Annotated in this window: 18 protein-coding genes and 1 tRNA gene; 12 read left to right on the forward strand and 7 right to left on the reverse strand. The window is 61.5% G+C overall.

Going from position 1 to position 20,136, the window contains the following annotated elements; genetic code table 11:
* The first annotated feature begins 12 nt into the window (after positions 1–12).
* From FHS49_RS01910 to pdeM, 4 genes are all read left to right on the forward strand, one after another.
* Entirely contained in the window at positions 13–1,422 is a 1,410-nt protein-coding gene (locus tag FHS49_RS01910) for a M20/M25/M40 family metallo-hydrolase (RefSeq protein ID WP_184014650.1), read from the forward strand.
* 4 nt (positions 1,423–1,426) lie between these two features.
* Positions 1,427–2,617 (forward strand): dipeptidase, encoded by a 1,191-nt coding sequence (locus FHS49_RS01915; protein ID WP_343052876.1) that lies wholly within the window; start codon positions 1,427–1,429, stop codon positions 2,615–2,617.
* A gap of 83 nt (positions 2,618–2,700) precedes the next feature.
* On the forward strand, positions 2,701–3,681 hold the full coding sequence (locus FHS49_RS01920; protein ID WP_184014654.1) for a retroviral-like aspartic protease family protein: 981 nt from the start codon (positions 2,701–2,703) through the stop codon (positions 3,679–3,681).
* Positions 3,682–3,727: 46 nt separating this feature from the next.
* Positions 3,728–4,393, forward strand: a complete 666-nt coding sequence (gene pdeM, locus FHS49_RS01925) for a ligase-associated DNA damage response endonuclease PdeM (RefSeq protein ID WP_184014656.1) — start codon at positions 3,728–3,730, stop codon at positions 4,391–4,393.
* Position 4,394: 1 nt separating this feature from the next.
* Here pdeM and msrA read toward each other — a convergent pair whose 3' ends face one another.
* The 3 genes from msrA to FHS49_RS01940 form a co-directional block, all read right to left on the reverse strand.
* The gene (msrA, locus tag FHS49_RS01930) at positions 4,395–5,039 is read right to left on the reverse strand and encodes a peptide-methionine (S)-S-oxide reductase MsrA (protein ID WP_425502667.1); all 645 of its coding nucleotides are present in this window, start codon (positions 5,037–5,039) and stop codon (positions 4,395–4,397) included.
* 120 nt (positions 5,040–5,159) lie between these two features.
* A complete protein-coding gene (locus tag FHS49_RS01935; RefSeq protein ID WP_184014658.1) occupies positions 5,160–5,306 on the reverse strand; it encodes a hypothetical protein in 147 nt (48 codons plus the stop codon).
* A gap of 188 nt (positions 5,307–5,494) precedes the next feature.
* Positions 5,495–6,697 carry a pyridoxal phosphate-dependent aminotransferase gene (locus FHS49_RS01940; RefSeq protein ID WP_184014659.1) on the reverse strand — a complete coding sequence of 401 codons (1,203 nt, stop codon included), beginning with the start codon at positions 6,695–6,697 and terminating at the stop codon, positions 5,495–5,497.
* A gap of 231 nt (positions 6,698–6,928) precedes the next feature.
* Here FHS49_RS01940 and FHS49_RS01945 point away from each other — a divergent pair, with 231 nt between their 5' ends.
* Positions 6,929–7,291: a PEPxxWA-CTERM sorting domain-containing protein gene (locus FHS49_RS01945; protein ID WP_184014660.1), complete on the forward strand. Its 363-nt coding sequence runs from the start codon at positions 6,929–6,931 to the stop codon at positions 7,289–7,291.
* 370 nt (positions 7,292–7,661) lie between these two features.
* Positions 7,662–8,045, forward strand: a complete 384-nt coding sequence (locus tag FHS49_RS01950; RefSeq protein ID WP_246350195.1) for a DUF2726 domain-containing protein — start codon at positions 7,662–7,664, stop codon at positions 8,043–8,045.
* Here the strand turns inward: FHS49_RS01950 and pabB are convergent.
* Entirely contained in the window at positions 8,042–9,832 is a 1,791-nt protein-coding gene (pabB, locus tag FHS49_RS01955) for an aminodeoxychorismate synthase component I (protein WP_184014663.1), read from the reverse strand. The two genes, FHS49_RS01950 and pabB, sit on opposite strands and share 4 nt — an antisense overlap.
* 114 nt (positions 9,833–9,946) lie before the next feature.
* Here pabB and FHS49_RS01960 point away from each other — a divergent pair, with 114 nt between their 5' ends.
* Entirely contained in the window at positions 9,947–11,323 is a 1,377-nt protein-coding gene (locus FHS49_RS01960) for an L-serine ammonia-lyase (protein ID WP_184014665.1), read from the forward strand.
* Between the two features lie 3 nt (positions 11,324–11,326).
* On the opposite strand, the gene FHS49_RS01965 is transcribed toward FHS49_RS01960, so the two are convergent.
* Genes FHS49_RS01965 through FHS49_RS01975 form a run of 3 tightly spaced genes read right to left on the reverse strand, consistent with a single transcriptional unit; the run spans position 11,327 to position 13,055 of the window.
* Positions 11,327–11,500, reverse strand: coding sequence for a Trm112 family protein (locus FHS49_RS01965; protein ID WP_184014667.1), 174 nt, complete (start codon positions 11,498–11,500; stop codon positions 11,327–11,329).
* Positions 11,497–12,144 (reverse strand): LON peptidase substrate-binding domain-containing protein, encoded by a 648-nt coding sequence (locus tag FHS49_RS01970; RefSeq protein WP_184014675.1) that lies wholly within the window; start codon positions 12,142–12,144, stop codon positions 11,497–11,499. Before FHS49_RS01970 ends, FHS49_RS01965 begins: the two co-directional genes overlap by 4 nt.
* The gene (locus FHS49_RS01975; protein ID WP_184014677.1) at positions 12,144–13,055 is read right to left on the reverse strand and encodes a tetratricopeptide repeat protein; all 912 of its coding nucleotides are present in this window, start codon (positions 13,053–13,055) and stop codon (positions 12,144–12,146) included. Before FHS49_RS01975 ends, FHS49_RS01970 begins: the two co-directional genes overlap by 1 nt.
* Positions 13,056–13,422: 367 nt before the next feature.
* On the opposite strand from FHS49_RS01975, the gene FHS49_RS01980 reads away from it, so the two are divergent.
* The 5 genes from FHS49_RS01980 to FHS49_RS02000 all read left to right on the forward strand — a co-directional run bounded on the left by FHS49_RS01980 (position 13,423) and on the right by FHS49_RS02000 (position 20,135).
* A complete protein-coding gene (locus FHS49_RS01980) occupies positions 13,423–14,064 on the forward strand; it encodes an Npun_F0296 family exosortase-dependent surface protein (protein ID WP_184014679.1) in 642 nt (213 codons plus the stop codon).
* Between the two features lie 205 nt (positions 14,065–14,269).
* Positions 14,270–14,344: transfer RNA gene (locus FHS49_RS01985), tRNA-Gly, on the forward strand.
* Between the two features lie 96 nt (positions 14,345–14,440).
* Positions 14,441–16,264, forward strand: coding sequence for a tetratricopeptide repeat-containing sulfotransferase family protein (locus tag FHS49_RS01990; RefSeq protein WP_184014681.1), 1,824 nt, complete (start codon positions 14,441–14,443; stop codon positions 16,262–16,264).
* Between the two features lie 132 nt (positions 16,265–16,396).
* Entirely contained in the window at positions 16,397–18,796 is a 2,400-nt protein-coding gene (locus FHS49_RS01995; RefSeq protein WP_246350198.1) for a TonB-dependent receptor, read from the forward strand.
* A gap of 16 nt (positions 18,797–18,812) precedes the next feature.
* Positions 18,813–20,135: an APC family permease gene (locus FHS49_RS02000; protein WP_343052877.1), complete on the forward strand. Its 1,323-nt coding sequence runs from the start codon at positions 18,813–18,815 to the stop codon at positions 20,133–20,135.
* Position 20,136: the final 1 nt, after the last annotated feature.

Consider the following 20,136-nt stretch of genomic DNA (forward strand, 5'->3'; position numbering starts at 1 on the left):
GGGGAGCATCTTATGCGCGGATTGGGCTTTTTTACGGTGTCGGCGGCGTTGGCGGTGGTGCAGCCGCTTGCCGCACAGACGCTTCGCCCCGATCAGGCTGCGTTCCGCGAACTCTACAGGGAGTTGGTTGAAACCAACACCACGCTCTCATCAGGAAGCTGCACGCTGGCAGCGGAGAAAATGGCCACCCGGCTCAAGGCGGCGGGCTATGCGGATGCCGACCTGACCCTGTTTTCTATCCCGGAGAATCCGAAAGAAGGCGGTCTGGTTGCCATGCTGAGGGGCAGTGACCCCAAAGCCAAGCCGATGCTGCTGCTGGCCCATCTCGATGTGGTGGAGGCGAAGCGCGAGGATTGGACCCGCGATCCCTTCACCCTGATCGAGGAAAATGGCTATTTCTACGCCCGCGGTTCGGCGGACGACAAGGCCATGGCCGCGATGTGGACTGACAGCCTGATCCGCTTCAAGCAGGCGGGCTATAAACCCAAACGCACGATCAAGATGGCGCTCACCTGCGGCGAAGAGACGACTTATGCTTTCAATGGCGCGCAATGGCTGGCGCAGAACAGGCCGGAACTGATCGCCGCCGAATTCGCGCTCAATGAAGGCGGCGGCGGGGATACGGATGGCAAGGGCAAGCTCGTCAGCCAATCGATGCAGGTCGGCGAGAAAGCGGTGCAGAATTACCGGATCGAGGCGACCAATCCGGGCGGGCACAGCTCGATCCCGGTGCGCGATAATGCGATCTATGACCTTGCCGATGCGATCGCCAAAATTCGCGACTATGAATTTCCCGCGCAATTGACCGACACCACCCGCGCTTTCTTCCGCGCCACGGGCAAGGCCAAGGGCGGCGAGGAAGGCGCGGCGCTGATCGCGGTTGCCGCGAATGTGGAGGACAAGGCGGCCGAAGCGATCGTCTCCAAGGATCGCACCTATCATTCGATGCTGCGCACCACCTGCGTTGCCACGTTGCTGGATGGCGGCCATGCCAATAATGCGCTGCCCCAGCGCGCGGGTGCGAACATCAATTGCCGGATATTTCCGGGCCATCCGGTGGAGGAAATCCAGGAGGAACTGGCCAAGGTGATCGGCAATCCCAAGATCACCATCACTCTGGTGCCGCCGATCCGCCCCGCCGCGCTGCCCACGCCGCTCGATCCCAAGATCATGGGGCCGGCGACCAAGCTCGCGGCGCAATATTTTCCCGGCGTTCCCGTGACCCCGGTGATGTCCACCGGGGGGACAGACGGCATCTTCCTCGCCGCGATCGGCATCCCCGTCTATGGCGTGCCCGGCCCATGGGGTGATCCGGATGGCAATGGCGCTCATGGCCTGAACGAGCGGATCGAGGTTAAATCCGTCTATGTCGGGCGCGATTACCTGTTCGATCTGGTCAAGCTCTATGCAGACAGGAAATAGAACCGTGCGCAGTCTCCCGGTGTTTCTCATCCTTGCCGCCTGCGCGACGCCCGAAGCCGCGCCGCCGCCTGTCGCGATCAGTCCCGCAGCGGTGCATGAGCGTCTACTGGTGCTGGATACGCATCTCGATACGCCGGAGATTTTCGGGCGGCCCGGATGGAATATCGCCGTGCGGCACAGTTATGAGGGCGATCTGAGCCAGGTCGATTTTCCGCGCATGAAAGAGGGCGGACTCGATGGCGGTTTCTGGGTGATCTACACCGCCCAAGGGGCGCTCACGCCCGCCGGTTTCGCCAAAGCCAGGGTCGATGCGCTTGAGCGGTCGGATGAGATCAATGCGATGTTGGCGGCGCATGAGGAGGCGATCACACTGGCGACCACCGCCGCCGACGCCACGAGAATCGCCGCCACGGGCAAGCGCATCGCCTATCTTAGCATCGAGAATAGCTATCCCTTGGGCGAAGACCTGTCGCTGCTCTCCGAATTCTACCGCCGTGGCGTCCGGCTGGCTGGGCCGGTGCACAGCAAGGATAATCAGTTCGGCGATTCGACCACGGGCACGAAGACCTGGGGCGGCCTCAGTCCGCTGGGCAAGCAATGGGTGGCCGAAATGAACCGGCTGGGCATGGTGATCGACGGCAGCCATTCATCGGACGCGACATTCGATCAGATGCTGGCGCTTTCGAAGACGCCGCTCATCCTGTCGCATAGCGGCCCCAAGGCACTGTTCGATCACCCCCGCAATCTGGACGACGGCCGGATCAAGGCGCTGGCCGCCAAGGGCGGCGTGATTCAGATCAACAGCATCTTCCTGGCCCCGTTGAAAAACACGCCGGAACGAGACGCCTTGGACAAGCGCAAGCAGCGCCTGCATGAAATGACGCCCGCCCAACAAGCGGCGCTGGCAGCAGACTATGCCGCGCTCGATGCCGTGGCCCCTTGGCAGGATGCCGATTTCGAGATGTTCATGGCGAGCATGTTGCATTGCCTGAGGCTGGTCGGCCCCGATCATGTGGGCATGGGCGCGGATTGGGATGGCGGCGGCGGCGTGAAGGGGATGAACGACGTGGCGGCGCTTCCCAAGGTGACCGAGCGGCTTTTGAAGGAAGGCTATTCCGAAGCCGACATCGCCAAGATCTGGAGCGGCAATGTGTTGCGGGTTCTGGCCGCGGCGGAGGCGGCCAAAGGGCGTTAGACGCAAACCGCTTGCTCCCGCCCCGGCACAGGCATAGCCTCTCCCTGATAAGCCGCGCTTCGCTTGGAGAGGAGAAGCCGCAGATGAGCGCCCTGTCTTTATTGAGGCCTGCATGGCTTGCCGGCCTGTGTCTGGCCGCCAGCGCGCCCGCGCAGGATGTGGTGCCGCTGGCCGACGAGGCAGCAGCATATGATGTCATTCTCTTGGGTTCAGACCGGACGATGCGGATGACCGTCCCGGTCAGCGTGGGGAGCAGCGGCCCTTATGCGTTCGTTGTGGATACGGGTGCCGAACGCACCGTGATCTCACGGGAGCTGGCAGGCGAGCTTGGTCTCGATCCGGCGGGCAGCATCACCATGCACTCGATGAGCGGCACCGCGCCGGTCGATACGGTGATGATCCCCCGCCTCATCCTCAGCAAAGGCACGGTCAGGGATATTCGCGCACCTTCGATCGGGCGGGTCAGCCTGGGCGCGGCGGGGATGCTGGGGATAGACAGCCTGCAGAAGCAGCGCATCCTGCTCGATTTTCTCAATGGCACGATGACGATCACGCCGTCCAAGGAGCGCGAGCAGCGTCGCGACAATGACGAGATCATCGTCACGGCACAAAGCCGCTTCGGGCAGCTCGTGCTGGTGGACGCCAGCGTGGGAAAGGACAAGATCCACGTCATCATCGATACGGGCGCGCAGGTGAGCGTGGGCAATGAAGCGTTGCGTCGCCGCGTGGCCGGGCGGAAGGCGGGGAAGCTCTTTCAGCCGATCGATCTGATGAGCGTGACCGGGGGGAAGATTTCCGCGGTTTATTCAACCATCCCCAACATCCGCATCGGCGGGGTCAACATGACTGATTTGCCCGTGGCGTTCGCCGATGCGCCCCCATTCAAGAAGCTGGGGCTGGAGCACAAGCCCGCCTTGCTGCTGGGCATGGACGGGCTCAAGCTGTTTGATCGTGTATCGGTCGATTTCGCCAAGCGCAGGGTTCGTTTCCTGATGCCGGAGGGCGGCAATCGCGACAATGATATGCTGGTCTCGACCGATCCTGCCGGGATACCGCGCGGATAAACATCCAGACCTTGCCCCGCCCCCGCCCGCCGCGCTAGAGCGGGGCATGGTTCCCTTTTCGTTCGCAGGTCATGATCTGGTCGCGCTCCCGCAGGGCGCGCTCTACTGGCCTGCGCGCAAGGCGCTGCTGGTGGCCGATCTGCATTTCGAAAAGGCAAGCTGGTTCGCGCGGATCGGACAGATGCTGCCCCCTTATGACAGCATCGCGACGCTCGCCGATCTCACCGCTCTGGCGGTCGCAACGGATGCGAGGGAAATCTGGTGCCTGGGCGACAGCTTTCATGACAGCGCCGGCACGGCGCGTTTGCCGGCACGCGCGCTGGAGATGCTGCGCGCGCTCACCGGCGGCACGCGCTTTACGTGGATCACCGGCAATCATGATGCGCTGATGGCCGAAGCTTTGGGCGGCACCGTGATGGAGGAAGCGCTGGTGGATGGATTGGTGCTGCGCCATGAGGCCGAACCGACCGAATTGCGGCCCGAGCTTTCCGGCCATTTCCATCCCAAGCTGCGCGTGAAGGTCCGCGGGCACATGGTGTCTCGCCGCTGCTTTATCGAAACCGGCACCAAGCTGATCCTGCCGGCTTTCGGGGCGCTCACCGGCGGGCTGGACGCCGCCCATCCCGAAATCATCCGCGCCGTGGGCGGCGGCGAAGCCCGTGCTTTGGTCGCGCTGAAGGACCGGCTGCTGCGATTCCCTTTGGCGGCGTGAGCTACCGCGCCAGCGCCGGGTAGGCCGCGCGAAACGCCGCCACCTTGGGCTTGTCCCAACGCACGATATAGGGGTGGTTCGGGTTCTTGCGCATGAAATCCTGATGATCTTCCGCCGCGGGATAGAAGCGGCCGATCTCGATCTTCGTCACGATCGGTTTTCTGAACACCCCTGATTTGCCGAGCTGGGCAATATAGGCGCGCGCCACGCGCTCCTGATCCGGCCCGACCGGGAAAATCGCGGAACGATAGCTGGGGCCGACATCGGGGGTCTGCTGGTTGAGCTGCGTGGGATCGTGCGCGACGGAAAAATAGATGCGCAGCAGCGTGCCATAGCTCACTTTGGCCGGATCATAGGTGATGCGGATCGACTCGGCATGTTTGGTGCGTTCGCTGCTGACCGCGGCATAATTGGCGGTGCTGGCTGTGCCACCGGCAAAACCCGAGGTGACGCTTTTCACCCCCTTCACATTTTCGAATACCGCTTCCATGCCCCAATAGCATCCGCCCGCGAACACCGCGGTCTGCGTGCCTTTTGCGCTGGTCAGGTCAGCCGCGGGCGCGGCGATCGGCACCGCCTTTTCGGCCGATGCAGGCGCGCTATGCAGCAGCGGCCAGGCAAAGCACGCCGCGGCGGCGGTCATCATGAGCAGCGGCAATATCGGCTTTTTCAGGGTCATCGCAACGCATCCTCTTCAAGTCTTGCCTGAGAGATACGATCGAACAGGCCGAATTATGAGTCGCGCAGGCGAAACAATCTTCGTCCGTCAGGCAATCAGGCCGGTCGCGCTCTTCAGGATGGTGAGCAGATTAGTCGCATCTTCGGGGGTTTGAAACATGATCATTGCGATCGCGCCCACAGCGAAGCCACCGGCAAAGCGGAGGAACAGATCGGATTTGACGAACGATACCATATTGAATTCCCTGGATCCCCGACTGCCTTACCAGCCGAATGCTTTAACAAATGTTGCTGACCATCCCTGTCACACGTCGGATGACGCGGCTGTGAACGGGATCACAGGGCAAATGAAAGGTTCATCCGACCAAGGCCGGGGTGAATCCGACCAACGACATGTTCACGATGGACAGTGGCAAGCCGTGCTCAGCGCAATGCGGCTGACGCCTCCTGGATGCGCTCGCACGCCTTGGTGAGGATTTCCTCGGACGTGGCATAGCTCACCCGGAACGCGGGTTCGAGGCCGAAGGCCGCGCCATGCACCGCCGCCACGCGCGCATCATCGAGATAATAATCGATCAGATCCGCATCATTGGCGATCAGCTTGCCGCCCGGCGTGGTCTTGCCGATCAGGCCGGCGACGCTGGGATAGACATAGAAAGCGCCCTCGGGCTTGGGGCAATGAATGCCCTCCACCTGATTGAGCATTGAAACCACGAGATCGCGGCGCCCCTGGAACGCGATGTTGCGCGCCGCCAGGAAGGACTGATCGCCGTTGAGCGCTGCGGTCGCCGCCGCCTGCGCGATCGAGCAGGGATTGGACGTGGATTGCGACTGCAATTTGGCCATCGCCTTGATGATCCATTCCGGGCCACCGGCAAAGCCGATGCGCCAGCCAGTCATCGAATAGGCCTTGGAACAGCCGTTCACGGTCAGGGTGCGCTCATAGAGATCGGGCGCGACCTGCGCGATCGTGGTGAATTCGAAATCCTCATAGACGATATGCTCATACATATCGTCCGCCATCACCATCACATGCGGATGGCGGCGGAGCACGTCGGCCAGGCCTTCCAGTTCGGCGCGCGCATAGGCTGCGCCCGTGGGATTGCTGGGCGAATTGAGCAGCACCCACTTGGTCCTGGGCGTGATCGCCGCCTCAAGCTGCGCCGGCGTGATCTTGTAATTCTGGTCCGCGCCCGCCTTGATGAACACCGGCGTGCCGCCCGCAAAATTGACGATATCAGGATAGCTTACCCAATAAGGCGCCGGGATGATCACCTCATCGCCCACATCCACACTGGCGACGAGCGCGTTGAACAGGGTGTGCTTGCCGCCCACGTTCACGCTGATCTGGCTGGCCTTGTAGGTCAGATCATTGTCCCGCAGGAATTTGGCGGCGATCGCATCCTTCAGCTCTGCCGTGCCATCGACATTGGTATATTTCGTCTGGCCGTCGCGGATCGCCTTGATCGCGGCTTCCTTCACGAAATCGGGCGTATCGAAATCGGGCTCGCCGGCGCCCAGGCCGATCACGTCAATGCCTTCGCGCTTCAGCGCGATCACGCGGCTGGTCATCGCCAGAGTTGCTGAAGGGTGGATGCGGCCGAGTGCGGCGGAAGTCTGCGACATGGGGAGAATGTTCCTGTGCGAGTGCGGCTCGCGCATAGGCGCAGGCGCGCGTTCGGGCAACAGTTTTGGCGGTGGTTTGCGCAATTTCCTTGCGTCCAACTGCGGGGCGAGGCGCATCGGCACGCCGTCACCAGTCCTGCGGAATCGTCCGGATATTTACCCGCCTTTCATCTTATTGGTCGATCATGGTCGGGCAGGCGCGCCAACAGGACGCACCTCGATGGGGATAGAATGTCGAAATCAATTGCAGCCGTCGCGATGATCGCCATGATGAGCATACCCGCCCAGGCCGCGACATTGCTCGACCCAGCCAGCGTCACCTGGGTCGCACCGGCCCATGGAGAAGGCAAGAACCTCGGACAATCTGGCATCCAAAGTGCTTTCACCAATCCGGGCGCTTCCGAAGCCCGCAACCAGAACTTCGCGGCAGGGCGAAGCGGCAACGGCAGGGCTGCAGACCGATCGATCACGCCCCCATCCATCAGCGCCGTGCCCGAACCCGGCACCTGGGCGATGATCGTGGCCGGTGCGGGCATCATCGGCTTCGCAATGCGCCGCCGCTCGAAAGTGCGCACCAACACCAGCTTCGTCTGAGAATAGTCACATGTGATGGATGCGGTGCATAACGCACAATACCATGCGTTTAAGCTGGTGCTAACGGTTGCCTGCTAAAACAATCGCACAACTGTTGGCACTTAAGATGATGGATGCACAATTCTTATTGCGCGATGCAACCTCGCCCTGGCCGCTCACCATCCTTCTGTTCGCAGCCATTATGCTGGGAGTATATGGAGAGCGATGGAGGGCAAGGAGCCGTTCACGCGCATGGCGATTGCGCCATCGGAATCGCGGCATTCGGAAAGGCTCTGGTCCATTTCCTAAGTTGGTGCCCGCGACGCCCGTGTGGGATGCAGCACACCAACTCCGACAGGTCATGGAGGCAAATTTCACGCGGCGGCGTCTGTTGAATAAAAGCGAAACGCGGGTCTTTGCGGCTCTTGAACGCGCGGTCTCAGAAGAATCACCCCGATGGCGCGTTATGGCGCAGGTTAGTCTGGGAGAAATTCTGGCATCGCCGAATGAAGAAGCGTATCGCGCGATCAATTCCAAGCGGGTTGATTTCCTTCTCATCGACGAAGCTGGAATGCCGCTTCATGCGATCGAATATCAAGGTGCGGGCCATCACCAGGGATCGGCGGCGGCACGGGACGCGGTGAAGCGTGAAGCTCTGCGTCGTGCTGAAATAGGCTATATAGAAGTCATGCCGGGTGACACGCCATCAGAGCTGAAAGGCCTGATCACGAAACTTGTCGCCAAGCAGAAGAACGGATCGATCCTGCCCGCCTAGCTCTGCGGAACGATCCGCGCAGGCATCAGGCCGCGCAGGGCATTGCCGATCAGGAAGCCGCCCGCCAGATCTTCCGCACGAAGATCGGCTTCGATGGCATCGCCCGTCTCGATCAGTTCGGCACGCAATACGCCGGGGAGCAGCCCGCGGCTGAGCGGCGGGGTAAGCAGTTTTCCGGCACGCTCCACGAAAATATTCGTGAAGCTGCCCTCGGTGACGAAGCCCTTTTCATCCAACAGCGCGACTTCGAATGTTCCTGCGGCGGTCCGTGCCGCGGCATAGAAATCGCGGTCGGTCGTCTTGTGCCGCAAGCGAAAATCATCGCGCGCCACGGGCAGGGGCACTGTTTTCACGGTTACCGGGCCTGAGGGCAGAGACGGCATGGGCTGGATCTCGATCGCAATCCGGCCGCTACGGGACAGCAACATGCGAACGCGCGCGGGCGCGCGCAGGCGAAAGGTTGCAGCCTGCAGTTCGTTGCGGGCATCGTGACGGTCGAACACAAAGCCCAGTGCGTCGGCACTCGCCTTCATCCGCGCGATATGCCGCTCCAGCCTGAGCACACCCTCCTTCGGATCGAAGGCCATCGTCTCGATCAGATCGAACGGTCTTGCGCCCGCCGTCACGAAGCGACCCTTGGCATGAGCCTCGGCCCATTCGCCCGCCAGCGTTGAATCCGCGACGATCGCACCGCCCAATCCGATTTGCGCTTCACCGGCCCCCCGTTTCATCGACAGCGTTCTGATCACCACATTGAACGCTGCATTGCCCGCGGGATCAAGCCATCCCATCGATCCCGTATAGATGCCGCGGGCGGACGGTTCCACCTCGGCAATGATGTCCATCGCACGGATCTTGGGCGCGCCGGTGATCGAGCCGCAGGGAAAGAGCGCGCGGATCACGTCGATGGCATTGCGGCCCGGCGCAAGATTGGCGGTGACGGTGGAGGTCAAGGTGTGAACGGTGGGATAGGTCTCCACCCTGAAAAGATCGGGCACTTTCACGGATCCGGCGCTGGCCACGCGGGACAGATCGTTGCGCAGCAGATCGACGATCATCAGGTTTTCGGCGCGCTCCTTCGGGCTGGCGCACAAAGCGGCCGCGGCGGCGCGGTCCTGCTGCGGATCGGCGTCTCGCGCGGCGGTGCCCTTCATCGGACGCGCGACGAGCGCATCGCCACCCAGCGTGAAGAAAAGTTCTGGCGATGCAGACAGCAGCCAATGCTCGCCTGTAAAAATCGCCCCGCCCCAGCCCGATTCCGAAGCGGCGCGCAGTCGGGCATAAAGCGCAAGCGGGTGTCCCTGAACCGGGACGCGCGCCCGGAAACTGAGATTGGCCTGATAGATATCGCCCGCGGCGATATAATCCTGAATCCTCGCGAGCATGTCCGCATAGTCGGCCCGCGAGATTTCCGGTTCGGGAACGCCTGCCCAGACGCCAGCGGGATCGGGCAGGCGATCGACGATCGCGTCTGCCGCAATGGGTTCATAGTTCGGGAAAATGCCGAACCACAGGAGCGGCATGGCACCTGTCGATCTGGCCGAGGCGGCCGCCACGCCGGAACGATGGTTGGCGTCCAGCGCCTGCCCCGCCTCATAGGCGATATAACCTGCAGCGTGCAGCCCTCCGGCTGTGGCCGATGCCAGCCGCTCAAGCGCCATCGGCACATCCGCGAGAGCCGAAGCGGAAATGATGTCCAGCGGATCGTGATACAGCCGGGCCGGTCCCGCGCCTTGAGGCCGGGCATCGTCGAGCAGGATGAAGGGTTTGGTGGAATCCAGCAGCATCGGGCGTGCAATTGCCTCAATTGAGGCGCACCCGTAAAGCGAAAGCCGCACATTCATGGATGGCGGCGGCCGCCGTCCGCGATCGTTCCGCGCCGCCCTGGAGTTCTCTGCCCAATGGTTGCCAGCGTATTCGACCTGTTCAAGATCGGGGTCGGTCCATCAAGCTCGCATACCATGGGGCCGATGACGGCGGCGGCGGATTTCGCAAGCCGGCTCGCGGCTGTGATGGCGCGCGTGGCACGGATCGATACGGCGCTTTATGGATCGCTGGCGCTCACCGGCAAGGGCCATGCGAGCGATAGCGCGATCCTGCTAGGAATATCCGGGAAAATCCCCGCGCAAATCGATCCGGACGAAGCGGAGGCGATCGTGCGGCACATCCGCGAAAGCGGGCGACTGGCGGTGGGCGGCGTGCATGAGATCGGGTTCGACGAGGCGCGGGATCTGCGCTTCCTGCAGCGCGAGCGGCTGGAATTTCACAGCAATGCGATGACGTTCACCGCCTTTGATGCCGATGGCACCGAACTGGCGCGGCGCACCTATTATTCCGTGGGCGGTGGCGCGGTGCTGGATGAGGATCAGATCGGCCGCAATGCTGCGCCCGAAGGCGGATGGGACGTGCCTTATGTATTCTGTTCCGGCAGCGCACTGCTTGCACTTGCCAATGAGAACGGGTTGACGATCGCAGGCCTGATGCGCGCCAATGAGGAAAGCGCGATGACGCCGGCGCAGGTGTCTGCAAAGCTATCGGCGATCCGCGCTGCGATGTCCGCCTGCATTGATCGCGGCGTGCGATCCGATCTGGCCGAACTTCCGGGCGGCCTGCGCGTGAAGCGACGCGCGCCGGGTGTTCACCGAACATTGCTGGAGCGGCAGGAGCGGGCATTGACCGATCCCCTGACCGTGATCGACTGGATCAATTTATGGGCGCTGGCCGTCAACGAAGAGAATGCGGCGGGCGGCAGAGTGGTCACGGCGCCCACCAATGGCGCGGCCGGCATCGTGCCGGCCGTATTGCGCTATTATGAGCGCTTCGCGGCCAAGGCGAGCGAGCAGGGGGCCGAGGATTTTCTGCTGACCGCCGCGGCGATTGGATCGCTGTTCAAGGAAAATGCCTCCATCTCCGGCGCGGAGGTGGGATGCCAGGGCGAAGTGGGCGTGGCCTGCTCCATGGCTGCCGCCGGCCTGGCAGCGGCGCTGGGTGCGACGCCCGAACAGATTGAGAATGCCGCGGAGATCGGGATGGAGCATAATCTGGGGCTGACCTGCGATCCGGTCGGCGGGCTGGTGCAGGTGCCCTGCATAGAGCGCAATGCCGTGGGATCGATCAAGGCAATCGAAGCCACCCGCCTTGCGATGCTGGGCGATGGCACGCACCGGGTCAGCCTTGATCAGGTGATCGAGACCATGCGCAAAACCGGCCTCGACATGTCCGAACGCTATAAGGAAACGTCGCTTGGCGGGCTGGCCGTCAATGTGGTGGAATGTTGAGGGTTAGCCGTTCAGCGTGCGGGCTTGCGCGATCACCAGAATGGGAACGCCGTCTTTGACGGGGTAAGCCAAACCTGCCGCCGCAGAGATCAGTTCATCGTTTACGGTATCATAATCCAGCGACGCACGCGTCGCCGGGCAGACGAGAATTGCCAGCAACGCGGGGTCGAGGCTCATTGGAGCGTCACGGCATCATCGTCCCCGCCCTGATGCCGCCCGAAAAACTGCATCAATTGCACGATCATCTCCGCGCGCTCCGCGAGATTGCGGGTTTCCAGCAGCGCCTGTTTTGCCGCGACGTCGAAGGGCGCGATTTGGGCAATGCCGTTGACGAGGCTTTCATCATCGAGCCGGGCGACGGCCTCCCAATCGACCGCATAGCCTTGTGCTTCGGCGAAGCGGCGCGATTCGATCTCGATCGCGGCGCGCTCGATCGGGGCCAGCGGCGCGGCTTCGGCCGAATCGTGAAATTCCGCGATGCTGATCTCGATCTGGCGAAAAGGCGTGGTGACATCCAGTTCCCGCACCAGCCTGAAGCGGGTGATTCCCTCCAACACTATATTATAGCGTCCATCATCGAGCGCCTCCACATTCGCGATGCGGCCGATACAGCCGATGTCGAACAGTGGCGGCTCCGCATTTTTGCGCGCGCTTTGCGCCGGGCGGGGCTGGATCATCCCAATCCGCCTGTCCCGCGCCATCGCATCGCTCACCAGCGCCCGGTAACGCGGCTCGAAGATGTGCAGCGGCAATTGCATCCGCGGAAACAGGATCGCGCCGCCAAGCGGAAAAACCGATAGCCGGGTGCCCGCGATGACCATCAGGTGAAAAGGATCGCGGACAGGCGCCGCCGCTGTGCGGAAACCCAGGGATCCTGAAGACCGACAACCTCCATGAGCTTCAACAGGCGCTGGCGCGCGGCACCCTCATTCCAATCACGATCACGCGCGATGCTTTCGAGCAACTGATCCGCCGCGCCATCGCGGTCGTCAGCTGCCATCAACGCGCCCGCCAGTTCATAACGGGCCTCATGATCATCGGGATCGGCGGCGATTCGAGCATAGAGCGGGGCCAGATCATCAACCGGAGCGGCTTCACGCTTCAGAGCGAGCGCCGATTCGGCACGCTGTATCGCGGGATCCTTGCGCAACGCCTCGGGCAATGCGTTGAGCATCGCCTCCGCTTCATCCACCTGGCCGAGCGCTACGGCGGCACGGAGCTGGCCCGAAAGCGCGGCAGGCTCCTCAGGCGCCATATCCAAAATCTGTGCGAAGATCGAATACCCCCTTTCCGCATCACCGGCGGCCAATATCTCCTCGCCCATCGCGATCAGCGGCTCGATCTGGCTTTTGAGATCGGCCTCTTCGCTCTGCACCGGCAATTGCCGCAGGATATCGTCAAGCATCTTGGACAACTGCCCTTCGGTCCGCGCGGGCGTAAGGTCCGCTACGATCTGTCCCTGGAACACAGCATACACCGTGGGAATGGATTGAATGCGGAATTGCGCCGCCACCGCCTTATTTGCATCGACATCGATCTTGACCAGCTTCACGCCTTTGGAGGCATAATCCGCGGCAACCTTTTCGATCACGGGGCCAAGCTGTTTGCAGGGGCCGCACCATTCCGCCCAGAAATCGATGATCACAAGCGCGGTCATGGAAGGTTCGATCACATCGCGTTTGAAGCCTTCAAAGGCCTCCTTGTCTTCCGCGCCCAATCCCAGACTTGCCACTTATAAACTCCCTAACCGTGCTTTGGCCTTTATGTGGGGCGGAGGAGCGGGATGCCAAGCCCTAGAATAAGGGGATTGAGCGGTGACGCCCGCCAGAAATGCGCTCTTCGCGATGCGGTGATTCGCGCTGCAGTGCGGCAACAAGCTGATCAAGGTTAACAAAAGACGCAAAAAGATACATTCTGACCCAGTCTGATACAGGAAATTAAGAAAATGGTGCTTTGCACAATCCTTAATTTTGCGTAAATTGCAGGCAAGGGCTACGAGTCGCACCTCGATAGAAAACAGGGTCCATTCGCAGAAAGTTAAATTTCTGGTTTTTTCAAGCCGGAAATCGATCAGAAATTTTCCTAAAAGGGAGTGTGAGATGAAGAAACTAATTCTAGCAGCGTTGGCGACAGTAGCGGCCGTGGCCCCGGCACAGGCGGCCGTGAGCTTTTCGGTAATCGACGGCGGCTCGATTACCTTTGAAAATTCTGCTGGCGTGCTGGGCGTAAACACCTTCGATGGCCTTACGGTTGGAAACCCTTTCAATGGCGGCGTCGTGCGGCAGGGATCGACCCCTTTCGTCAGCGCTGAGCCCATGGGAAGTGATGGCAGCAAGTATCTTCAGATTGGCGCGGGTCAGACCGCAACATTCACTTCTGCAGTTGGAACGAAATTCTTCGGGCTTTACATTGGTTCGATTGATAACTTCAACAAGATCACATTGTATGATACTTTGGGCGGCTTCCTCGCGACTTTTGATGGTACGCAGTTCGGCGATCCCGGGAATGGCGATCAGGCTGCTCCCGAGAATAATCGCTGGGTAATTTTCGAAGATACTGCCAGCTCGCTTGGCAAGGTTGAGTTGTATTCTGACCAACGGAATGCTTTCGAAGTCGACAATGTCGCTTTTTCGAATGCCGTTCCTGAGCCTGCTACGTGGGCGATGATGATCACGGGCTTCGGCTTTGTGGGTGGCGCAATGCGCCGTCGTCGTGGCGAAGAGACGCTCGCGACCGCCTGATCCGTCGATCAGCGATCGTTTGGAAAGCGCCGCGTGCCGCAAGGTGCGTGGCGTTTTCTTTTTGGTTCGGCTACGGGCGACCGCCTCTTGTCCGAATGCTTTCGAAAGTCGCGCAATTCTTTGCATTTTGAGCTTGCCGGGCCTTTGGAGCGATGCTAACAGCCGCGCCTCACCCCCCTGCGGCTTGCCGTATGGGACGCACCGAGCGGGCGTAGCTCAGGGGTAGAGCACAACCTTGCCAAGGTTGGGGTCGAGGGTTCGAATCCCTTCGCCCGCTCCAGTTTTCCATCCCGGATGGCGAACGATCAAAGTCCGAAGACACCTGCCCCTTTACGGGGAGGTGCAAGGCGCGATTTCATTCGCTACACGATAGCCGATGGACACACCTTCCACGGGCACCCCCCTCTCGATCGATGCGGCTTTGGCGCAGGCCAGTGCCCTGCTGCGCCAGTCGCCGGCGCACGCCGCAGCGCAGGCGCGCAAGATCGTTTTCGCGGAATTCGGCAACGCCGATGCGCACAGGCTTCTCGCGCGCGCCCTCCGCGCGCTGGGCGACGTCAGCGCGGCGGAACAGGCTGAACTGGATGCCATCACCGCCTCGACGCGCGATCCGGTGCTGGTGGAGGCCGCTGGCGCGTTGCTCGACAACGATCTTTCCGTCGCAGAGCGCATTCTGCGTCCCCGGCTGAAAGAGAATCCGTTCGATGTGGCTGCGATCCGGATGATGGCCGAACTCGCCGGTCGTCTTCGCCGCTATGGCGACGCCGAAAATTTGTTGCGCCGCGCGCTTGAACTCGCGCCCGCCTTCTCCGCCGCCCGCGCCAACCTCGCCACCGTGTTATATCGTCAGAATCGCCCGGCCGAGGCGATCGGCGAGCTCGATCTTTTACTGGGCGACGATCCGGCCCACGCCGGACATGCCAATCTGAAGGCGGCCGCGCTGGGCCGGGTGGGCGGTTATGATGAAGCCATCACGCTTTATGAGGAGATATTGGCCCAGGCACCCCGCCAGCCCAAGATCTGGATGAGCTATGGCCATGTGCTCAAGACCGTGGGCCGTCAGGCGGATAGCGTTGCCGCCTATCGCGAAGCCCTGGCTCTCGCGCCCGAGCTTGGGGAAGCATGGTGGAGCCTCGCCAACCTCAAGACCGTCAAACTGGACGATGATGATATTGCGGCCATGCAGGGCGTGCTGGCGCGCAGCGCAAAGCCCATCAGCGACGAAGACCGCTTTCATCTCGATTTCGCCCTGGGCAAGGCGCAGGAGGACGCGGGCCGTGTCGAACAGGCTTTTCGTCATTATGCAGCGGGCAACAGCCTGCGCCGCCAATCGATCAGCTATGACGCCGCCGACACCAGGCTCCATGTTGACCGGAGCATCGCGGCGCTGACGCCGACCTTCATCGCGCAGCGTGCCGGGGAGGGGCACCCCGCGCCCGATCCGATCTTCGTGCTGGGGATGCCGCGGGCGGGGTCCACGCTGATCGAGCAGATATTATCCTGTCATTCGATGATCGAAGGCACCCAGGAATTGCCCGAGATGATGGCGATTGCGCTCAGTCTCGATCATGGCAAGCCGATCGGGCCGAAAAGCCGCTATCCCGACATCCTGGCTGATCTCTCGGCCGACGAACGCGCCGCGCTGGGCGCGCGCTATATCGACAATACGCGCGTCCACCGTAAGACCGCCAAGCCGTTCTTCATCGACAAGCTCCCCAACAACTGGCTTCACGCCGGGTTGATCCATCTCGCGCTGCCCAATGCCAGGATCATCGATGCGCGCCGTCATCCGCTCGATTGCGGCTTTTCCAATTTCAGGCAGCATTTCGCGCGCGGTCAGGGCTTTTCCTATGCGCTGGAGGATATGGGCCATTATTATGCCGATTATGTCCGGCTGATGGCGCATCTCGATGGTGTAGTGCCTGGCCGTGTCCATAGGGTGATCCACGAACGCCTGGTCGACGACACCGAGACGCAGGTTCGGGCGCTGCTCGCCTATCTTGGCCTCCCCTTCGAGGACGCGTGCCTGCGCTTCTGGGAAAATGACCGGGCCGTGCAAACCGCGAGTTCGGAGCAGGTCCGCCGGCCGATCAACCGTGATGGGGTCGATCGCTGGCGGCTCTACGAGCCCTGGCTGGGGCCGCTGAAAGCCGCGCTCGGCCCAGTGCTGCCTGCTTATCCGGATGTGCCGCCCTTTTGATTCGTTGCATTTGTGCAACATGATTCCCGCATTTTATGACGGCCGTGCGACGTTCGCCGAAATCCGTTTGACCGCTTGAGAGGAACGCGCTCATCTTGCGGCAACGCACAATAAATGGCGAAGGGGGCTTCGATGAATTCCGGACGCATTTCCAATATCCGCAGCATATTGGCAGCTTTGCTGACATCCTCGGCGCTCGCCGCTTCTCCCGCATTTGCACAATCCGCGGCTGAGGACACGGCTTCTTCAGGCGGCGATATCATCGTCACTGCGCAGAAACGCGAGCAAAATCTGCAGGATGTGCCGATCAGCATCCAGGCCTTGGGCGAAACCCGGCTTGAGAATGCGCAGGTTTCAAGCTTCGATGATTATGCCAAGATGCTGCCGAGCGTCAGTTTCCAGTCCTTCGGCCCCAGCCAGGCGCAGATTTCGTTTCGCGGCGTCACCAGCGGCGGTGACGGGTTGAGGATCGGCCCGCTTCCCACGGCCGGTCTCTACGTCGATGAAATTCCGGTATCCACGATCGCCGGCGCGGTCGATTTCCATATTTATGACGTGGCCCGTGTCGAGGCTTTGTCCGGCCCGCAAGGCACGCTCTTCGGCGCGAGTTCGCTCTCAGGCACGTTGCGCATCATCACCAACAAACCCGATGCCACGGCATTCTCGGGTGCTGTGGACGCCGAAATCAATAAATATGGCAAGGGCGACATGGGGGGGCAGATGGAGGGTTATCTCAATCTACCCCTGTCCGAACGGGCGGCGCTCCGGGTGGTCGGATTCTATCGCAAGGAAGGCGGCTATATCGATAATATTCCAGGCACTCGCACCTTCACGCTGGATGACGCCGCGAGCGATCCCGATAATCTCACCAATTTGACGGTGAGCAACGGCGCGCTTGTCGAGAATGATTATAATGACATCGAAACCTATGGCGGTCGCGCGGCGCTCAAGATCGATCTCGACGAAGACTGGACGGTCACGCCCCAGGTCATTTACCAGCGCCAGCGCGCCAATGGCGGCTTCCTCTTCGACCCACGCAAGGGTGACCTCAAGGTCACTGATTATTTGCCGTCGAAGAATCTGGACCGCTGGTATCAGGCTGCGCTGACGATCGAAGGCAAGCTGAGCGATTGGGATATCGTCTATTCGGGCGGCTATTTTGAGCGCAAGGTCGATAGCACATCAGATTATTCTTATTACACAGTGGCTTACGACACCTATGGCTATTACGCGACCTATTTTCCGGATGCGAATGGCAATTTCATCGATCCCACGCAGAATTCGATCCTGGGCGACAAATTCACCAAACAGACGCATGAAATCCGCGTTTCCTCCCCCGCGACGGACCGGCTTCGCCTGACGGCCGGGCTGTTCTACCAGCGCCAGACGGACAAGGTGTCTGCTGACTATCAGGTGCAGGGGATCAGCAGCATCCCGACGCCGATCTGGTTCACACCCTATCCGACCAGCATCTATCTCGATTCGATCTTTCACACGCGGATCGATCGCGTCGATCGCGATTACGCCGCCTTTGGCCAGGCCGAATTCGATATCACACCCGATCTGACGCTGACGGCCGGCGTGCGCGGTTTCATCGCGAAGAATACGATCTTTGGATATTCCGGCCTTTTCAGCACGAATTATGATCCTGCGGTATGCGTGCCGACTGCGCAGACGGATCGCCCCTGCAACAATGTCGACAAGAAGAATGACGAGAGCGGAGTCACCTACAAGTTCAACCTCCGCTGGAAGGTCACCGACGATGCGATGGTCTATGCCACGCTTTCCAAGGGGTTCCGGCCCGGCGGCAACAACCGCCGTGCCAGCGTCAATCCGTTCAAATCGGATACGCTGACCAATTATGAGGTGGGCGCGAAAACCTCGATCGGCCCCTTCACGTTCAATGCGGCTGCCTTTTACCAGAAATGGAAGGATCTGCAGTTCGGCCTCGTGCCGCTGAACAACAATGGCGTGACCAACACCTACAATGCCGGGGATGCGCGTATCTATGGGGCGGAAGGCGATATCAGCGTCCGCGCCGGCGGGCTCAGCCTCACGGCGGCAGGCACCTATATCGACGCCAAGCTGACCACCGATTTCTGTTCGATCGATCCGGCCACGCTCAATGTCGTCTGCGTGCCGGGAGAGACGCCGGCGGCCTCCAAAGGCACGCGCCTGCCGATTCAGCCGAAATTCAAGGGCAATCTGACCGCGCGCTATGAATTCCCAATCGGCCTCAGCAACACCGCCTTCGTCCAGGGATCGATGCTCCATCAGGGCGGAACACGGTCGTTCCTGACCGACGCCGATTATGCGGCGGTGGGGCCGACCAAAGGCTTTACGAGCTTCGATTTCTCGATCGGCACGACATGGGACAAATGGAAGATAGAGGCCTATATCCAGAATGCGTTCGACAAACGGGGACAACTGACTTGGAACACCGCCTGCGCCACGTCATTCTGTGGCCCTTATGCGCGCATCTATCCCATCAAGCCGCAACTCTTCGGGCTGAAGCTGGGCACCGAATTCTGATCCTGGACAGGGGAGCGTGACAGACGCTCCCCCCGCCCATCCGCGGCTGATGGGGCCGTGGATGGCGACGGCGCTGGTGATCGGCAACATGATCGGCTCCGGGGTGTTCCTGTTGCCTGCCAGCCTGGCCCCGCTGGGCTGGAATTCCCTTTATGGCTGGCTGCTGACGATCGGCGGCACGCTCTGCCTGGCCTATATCTGCGCACGGATGGCGCGCGATATGGCGGGGGGCTGCGGCCCGCTCACTTATACGCGCGCGGCGTTCGGCGATGGCATGGGGTTTATCGTCGCGTGGAGCTACTGGATCTCGGTCTTCGTCGCCAACGCCACGCTGGCGGTGGCCGCGATCAGCAACCTTTCGATCCTGTGGCCCGTGCTGGGCACGACACCGGGCGCACCCGCCATCGCCGCGGTGGCGGTGATCTGGCTCTTCACGATCATCAATTGTCTGGGCGTCCGCACCGCGGGCGGGGTTCAGGTGATCACCACCCTGTTGAAGCTCGTGCCCTTGGCGGGGGCGATCGGGGTCGCGGCCTGGATTCTGCTCAGGGACGGCAGCGGTGCCGTCGCACCCTATGACGCGCAACCAATCACAGCTTATAATATCAGCGCCGCGGCCACGCTCACGCTTTTCGCATTGCTCGGCTTTGAAAGCGCGCTGGTTGCGGGGGATCGGATCGCCAATCCACGCAAGCTCATTCCGCGGGCCACGCTGGTCGGGGTCGGACTCACCGGGTTGATCTATCTCCTGTGCAGTTCGGCGGTCACTTTGCTGTTGCCCGCCGACGCCGTGGCCGGGTCGGCATCCCCCTTTGCGCTGTTCTTCGCGACGTTCGTTCATCCAGCGCTCGGTCCGCTGGTCGCGCTTTTCGCCGTGATCGCCGCCTTGGGCGCGATCAACGGCTATGTTCTGCTCCAGGGCGAAATCCCTCTGGCGCTGGCGCGGGTCAACCTCTTCCCGCACTGGTTTTGCAGGCTGAACCGTAACGAAATCCCGGTGCGCGCGCATATCCTGTCGAGCACGCTGGCCAGCCTGCTCGTGCTGACCAATTATTCGCGAAGCATGGCCGATCTGTTTGTGTTCATGCTGCTGGTGACAACGTCGGTGTCGCTGCTCTTCTATCTTGCCGCCGCGGCCTCCAGCCTGAAACTGGTCCGGCTCGGCAAGATCCAGTCATCACCGGGCTTCGATCTGATCGCGGTGACGGCGTTTATCTATTCCTGCTGGACGCTTTATGGTGCCGGGATCGAGGCCAGCGTGTGGAGCGTGGTGATGACCGCAACCGGGCTGCCGGTCTATTGGTGGATGCGCCGCCGAAACGCCGCCGCACCCGCATAGG

Origin of the sequence: Sphingobium boeckii (genome assembly GCF_014199215.1) — a bacterium.
In the GTDB taxonomy this organism is placed as follows: domain Bacteria; phylum Pseudomonadota; class Alphaproteobacteria; order Sphingomonadales; family Sphingomonadaceae; genus Sphingobium_A; species Sphingobium_A boeckii.

Bases quoted from the DNA above. Each gene is read 5' to 3' on its own strand.
- FHS49_RS01935 (WP_184014658.1), bottom strand. From the start codon at position 5,306: ATGGTATCGTTCGTCAAATCCGATCTGTTCCTCCGCTTTGCCGGTGGC.
- FHS49_RS01920 (WP_184014654.1), top strand. From the start codon at position 2,701: ATGAGCGCCCTGTCTTTATTGAGGCCTGCATGGCTTGCCGGCCTGTGT.
- pdeM (WP_184014656.1), top strand. From the start codon at position 3,728: ATGGTTCCCTTTTCGTTCGCAGGTCATGATCTGGTCGCGCTCCCGCAG.
- FHS49_RS01990 (WP_184014681.1), top strand. From the start codon at position 14,441: ATGGACACACCTTCCACGGGCACCCCCCTCTCGATCGATGCGGCTTTG.
- FHS49_RS01980 (WP_184014679.1), top strand. From the start codon at position 13,423: ATGAAGAAACTAATTCTAGCAGCGTTGGCGACAGTAGCGGCCGTGGCC.
- FHS49_RS01965 (WP_184014667.1), bottom strand. From the start codon at position 11,500: ATGAGCCTCGACCCCGCGTTGCTGGCAATTCTCGTCTGCCCGGCGACG.
- FHS49_RS01970 (WP_184014675.1), bottom strand. From the start codon at position 12,144: ATGGTCATCGCGGGCACCCGGCTATCGGTTTTTCCGCTTGGCGGCGCG.
- msrA (WP_425502667.1), bottom strand. From the start codon at position 5,039: ATGATGACCGCCGCCGCGGCGTGCTTTGCCTGGCCGCTGCTGCATAGC.
- FHS49_RS01910 (WP_184014650.1), top strand. From the start codon at position 13: ATGCGCGGATTGGGCTTTTTTACGGTGTCGGCGGCGTTGGCGGTGGTG.
- FHS49_RS01940 (WP_184014659.1), bottom strand. From the start codon at position 6,697: ATGTCGCAGACTTCCGCCGCACTCGGCCGCATCCACCCTTCAGCAACT.
- FHS49_RS01945 (WP_184014660.1), top strand. From the start codon at position 6,929: ATGTCGAAATCAATTGCAGCCGTCGCGATGATCGCCATGATGAGCATA.
- pabB (WP_184014663.1), bottom strand. From the start codon at position 9,832: ATGCTGCTGGATTCCACCAAACCCTTCATCCTGCTCGACGATGCCCGG.
- FHS49_RS01995 (WP_246350198.1), top strand. From the start codon at position 16,397: ATGAATTCCGGACGCATTTCCAATATCCGCAGCATATTGGCAGCTTTG.
- FHS49_RS01960 (WP_184014665.1), top strand. From the start codon at position 9,947: ATGGTTGCCAGCGTATTCGACCTGTTCAAGATCGGGGTCGGTCCATCA.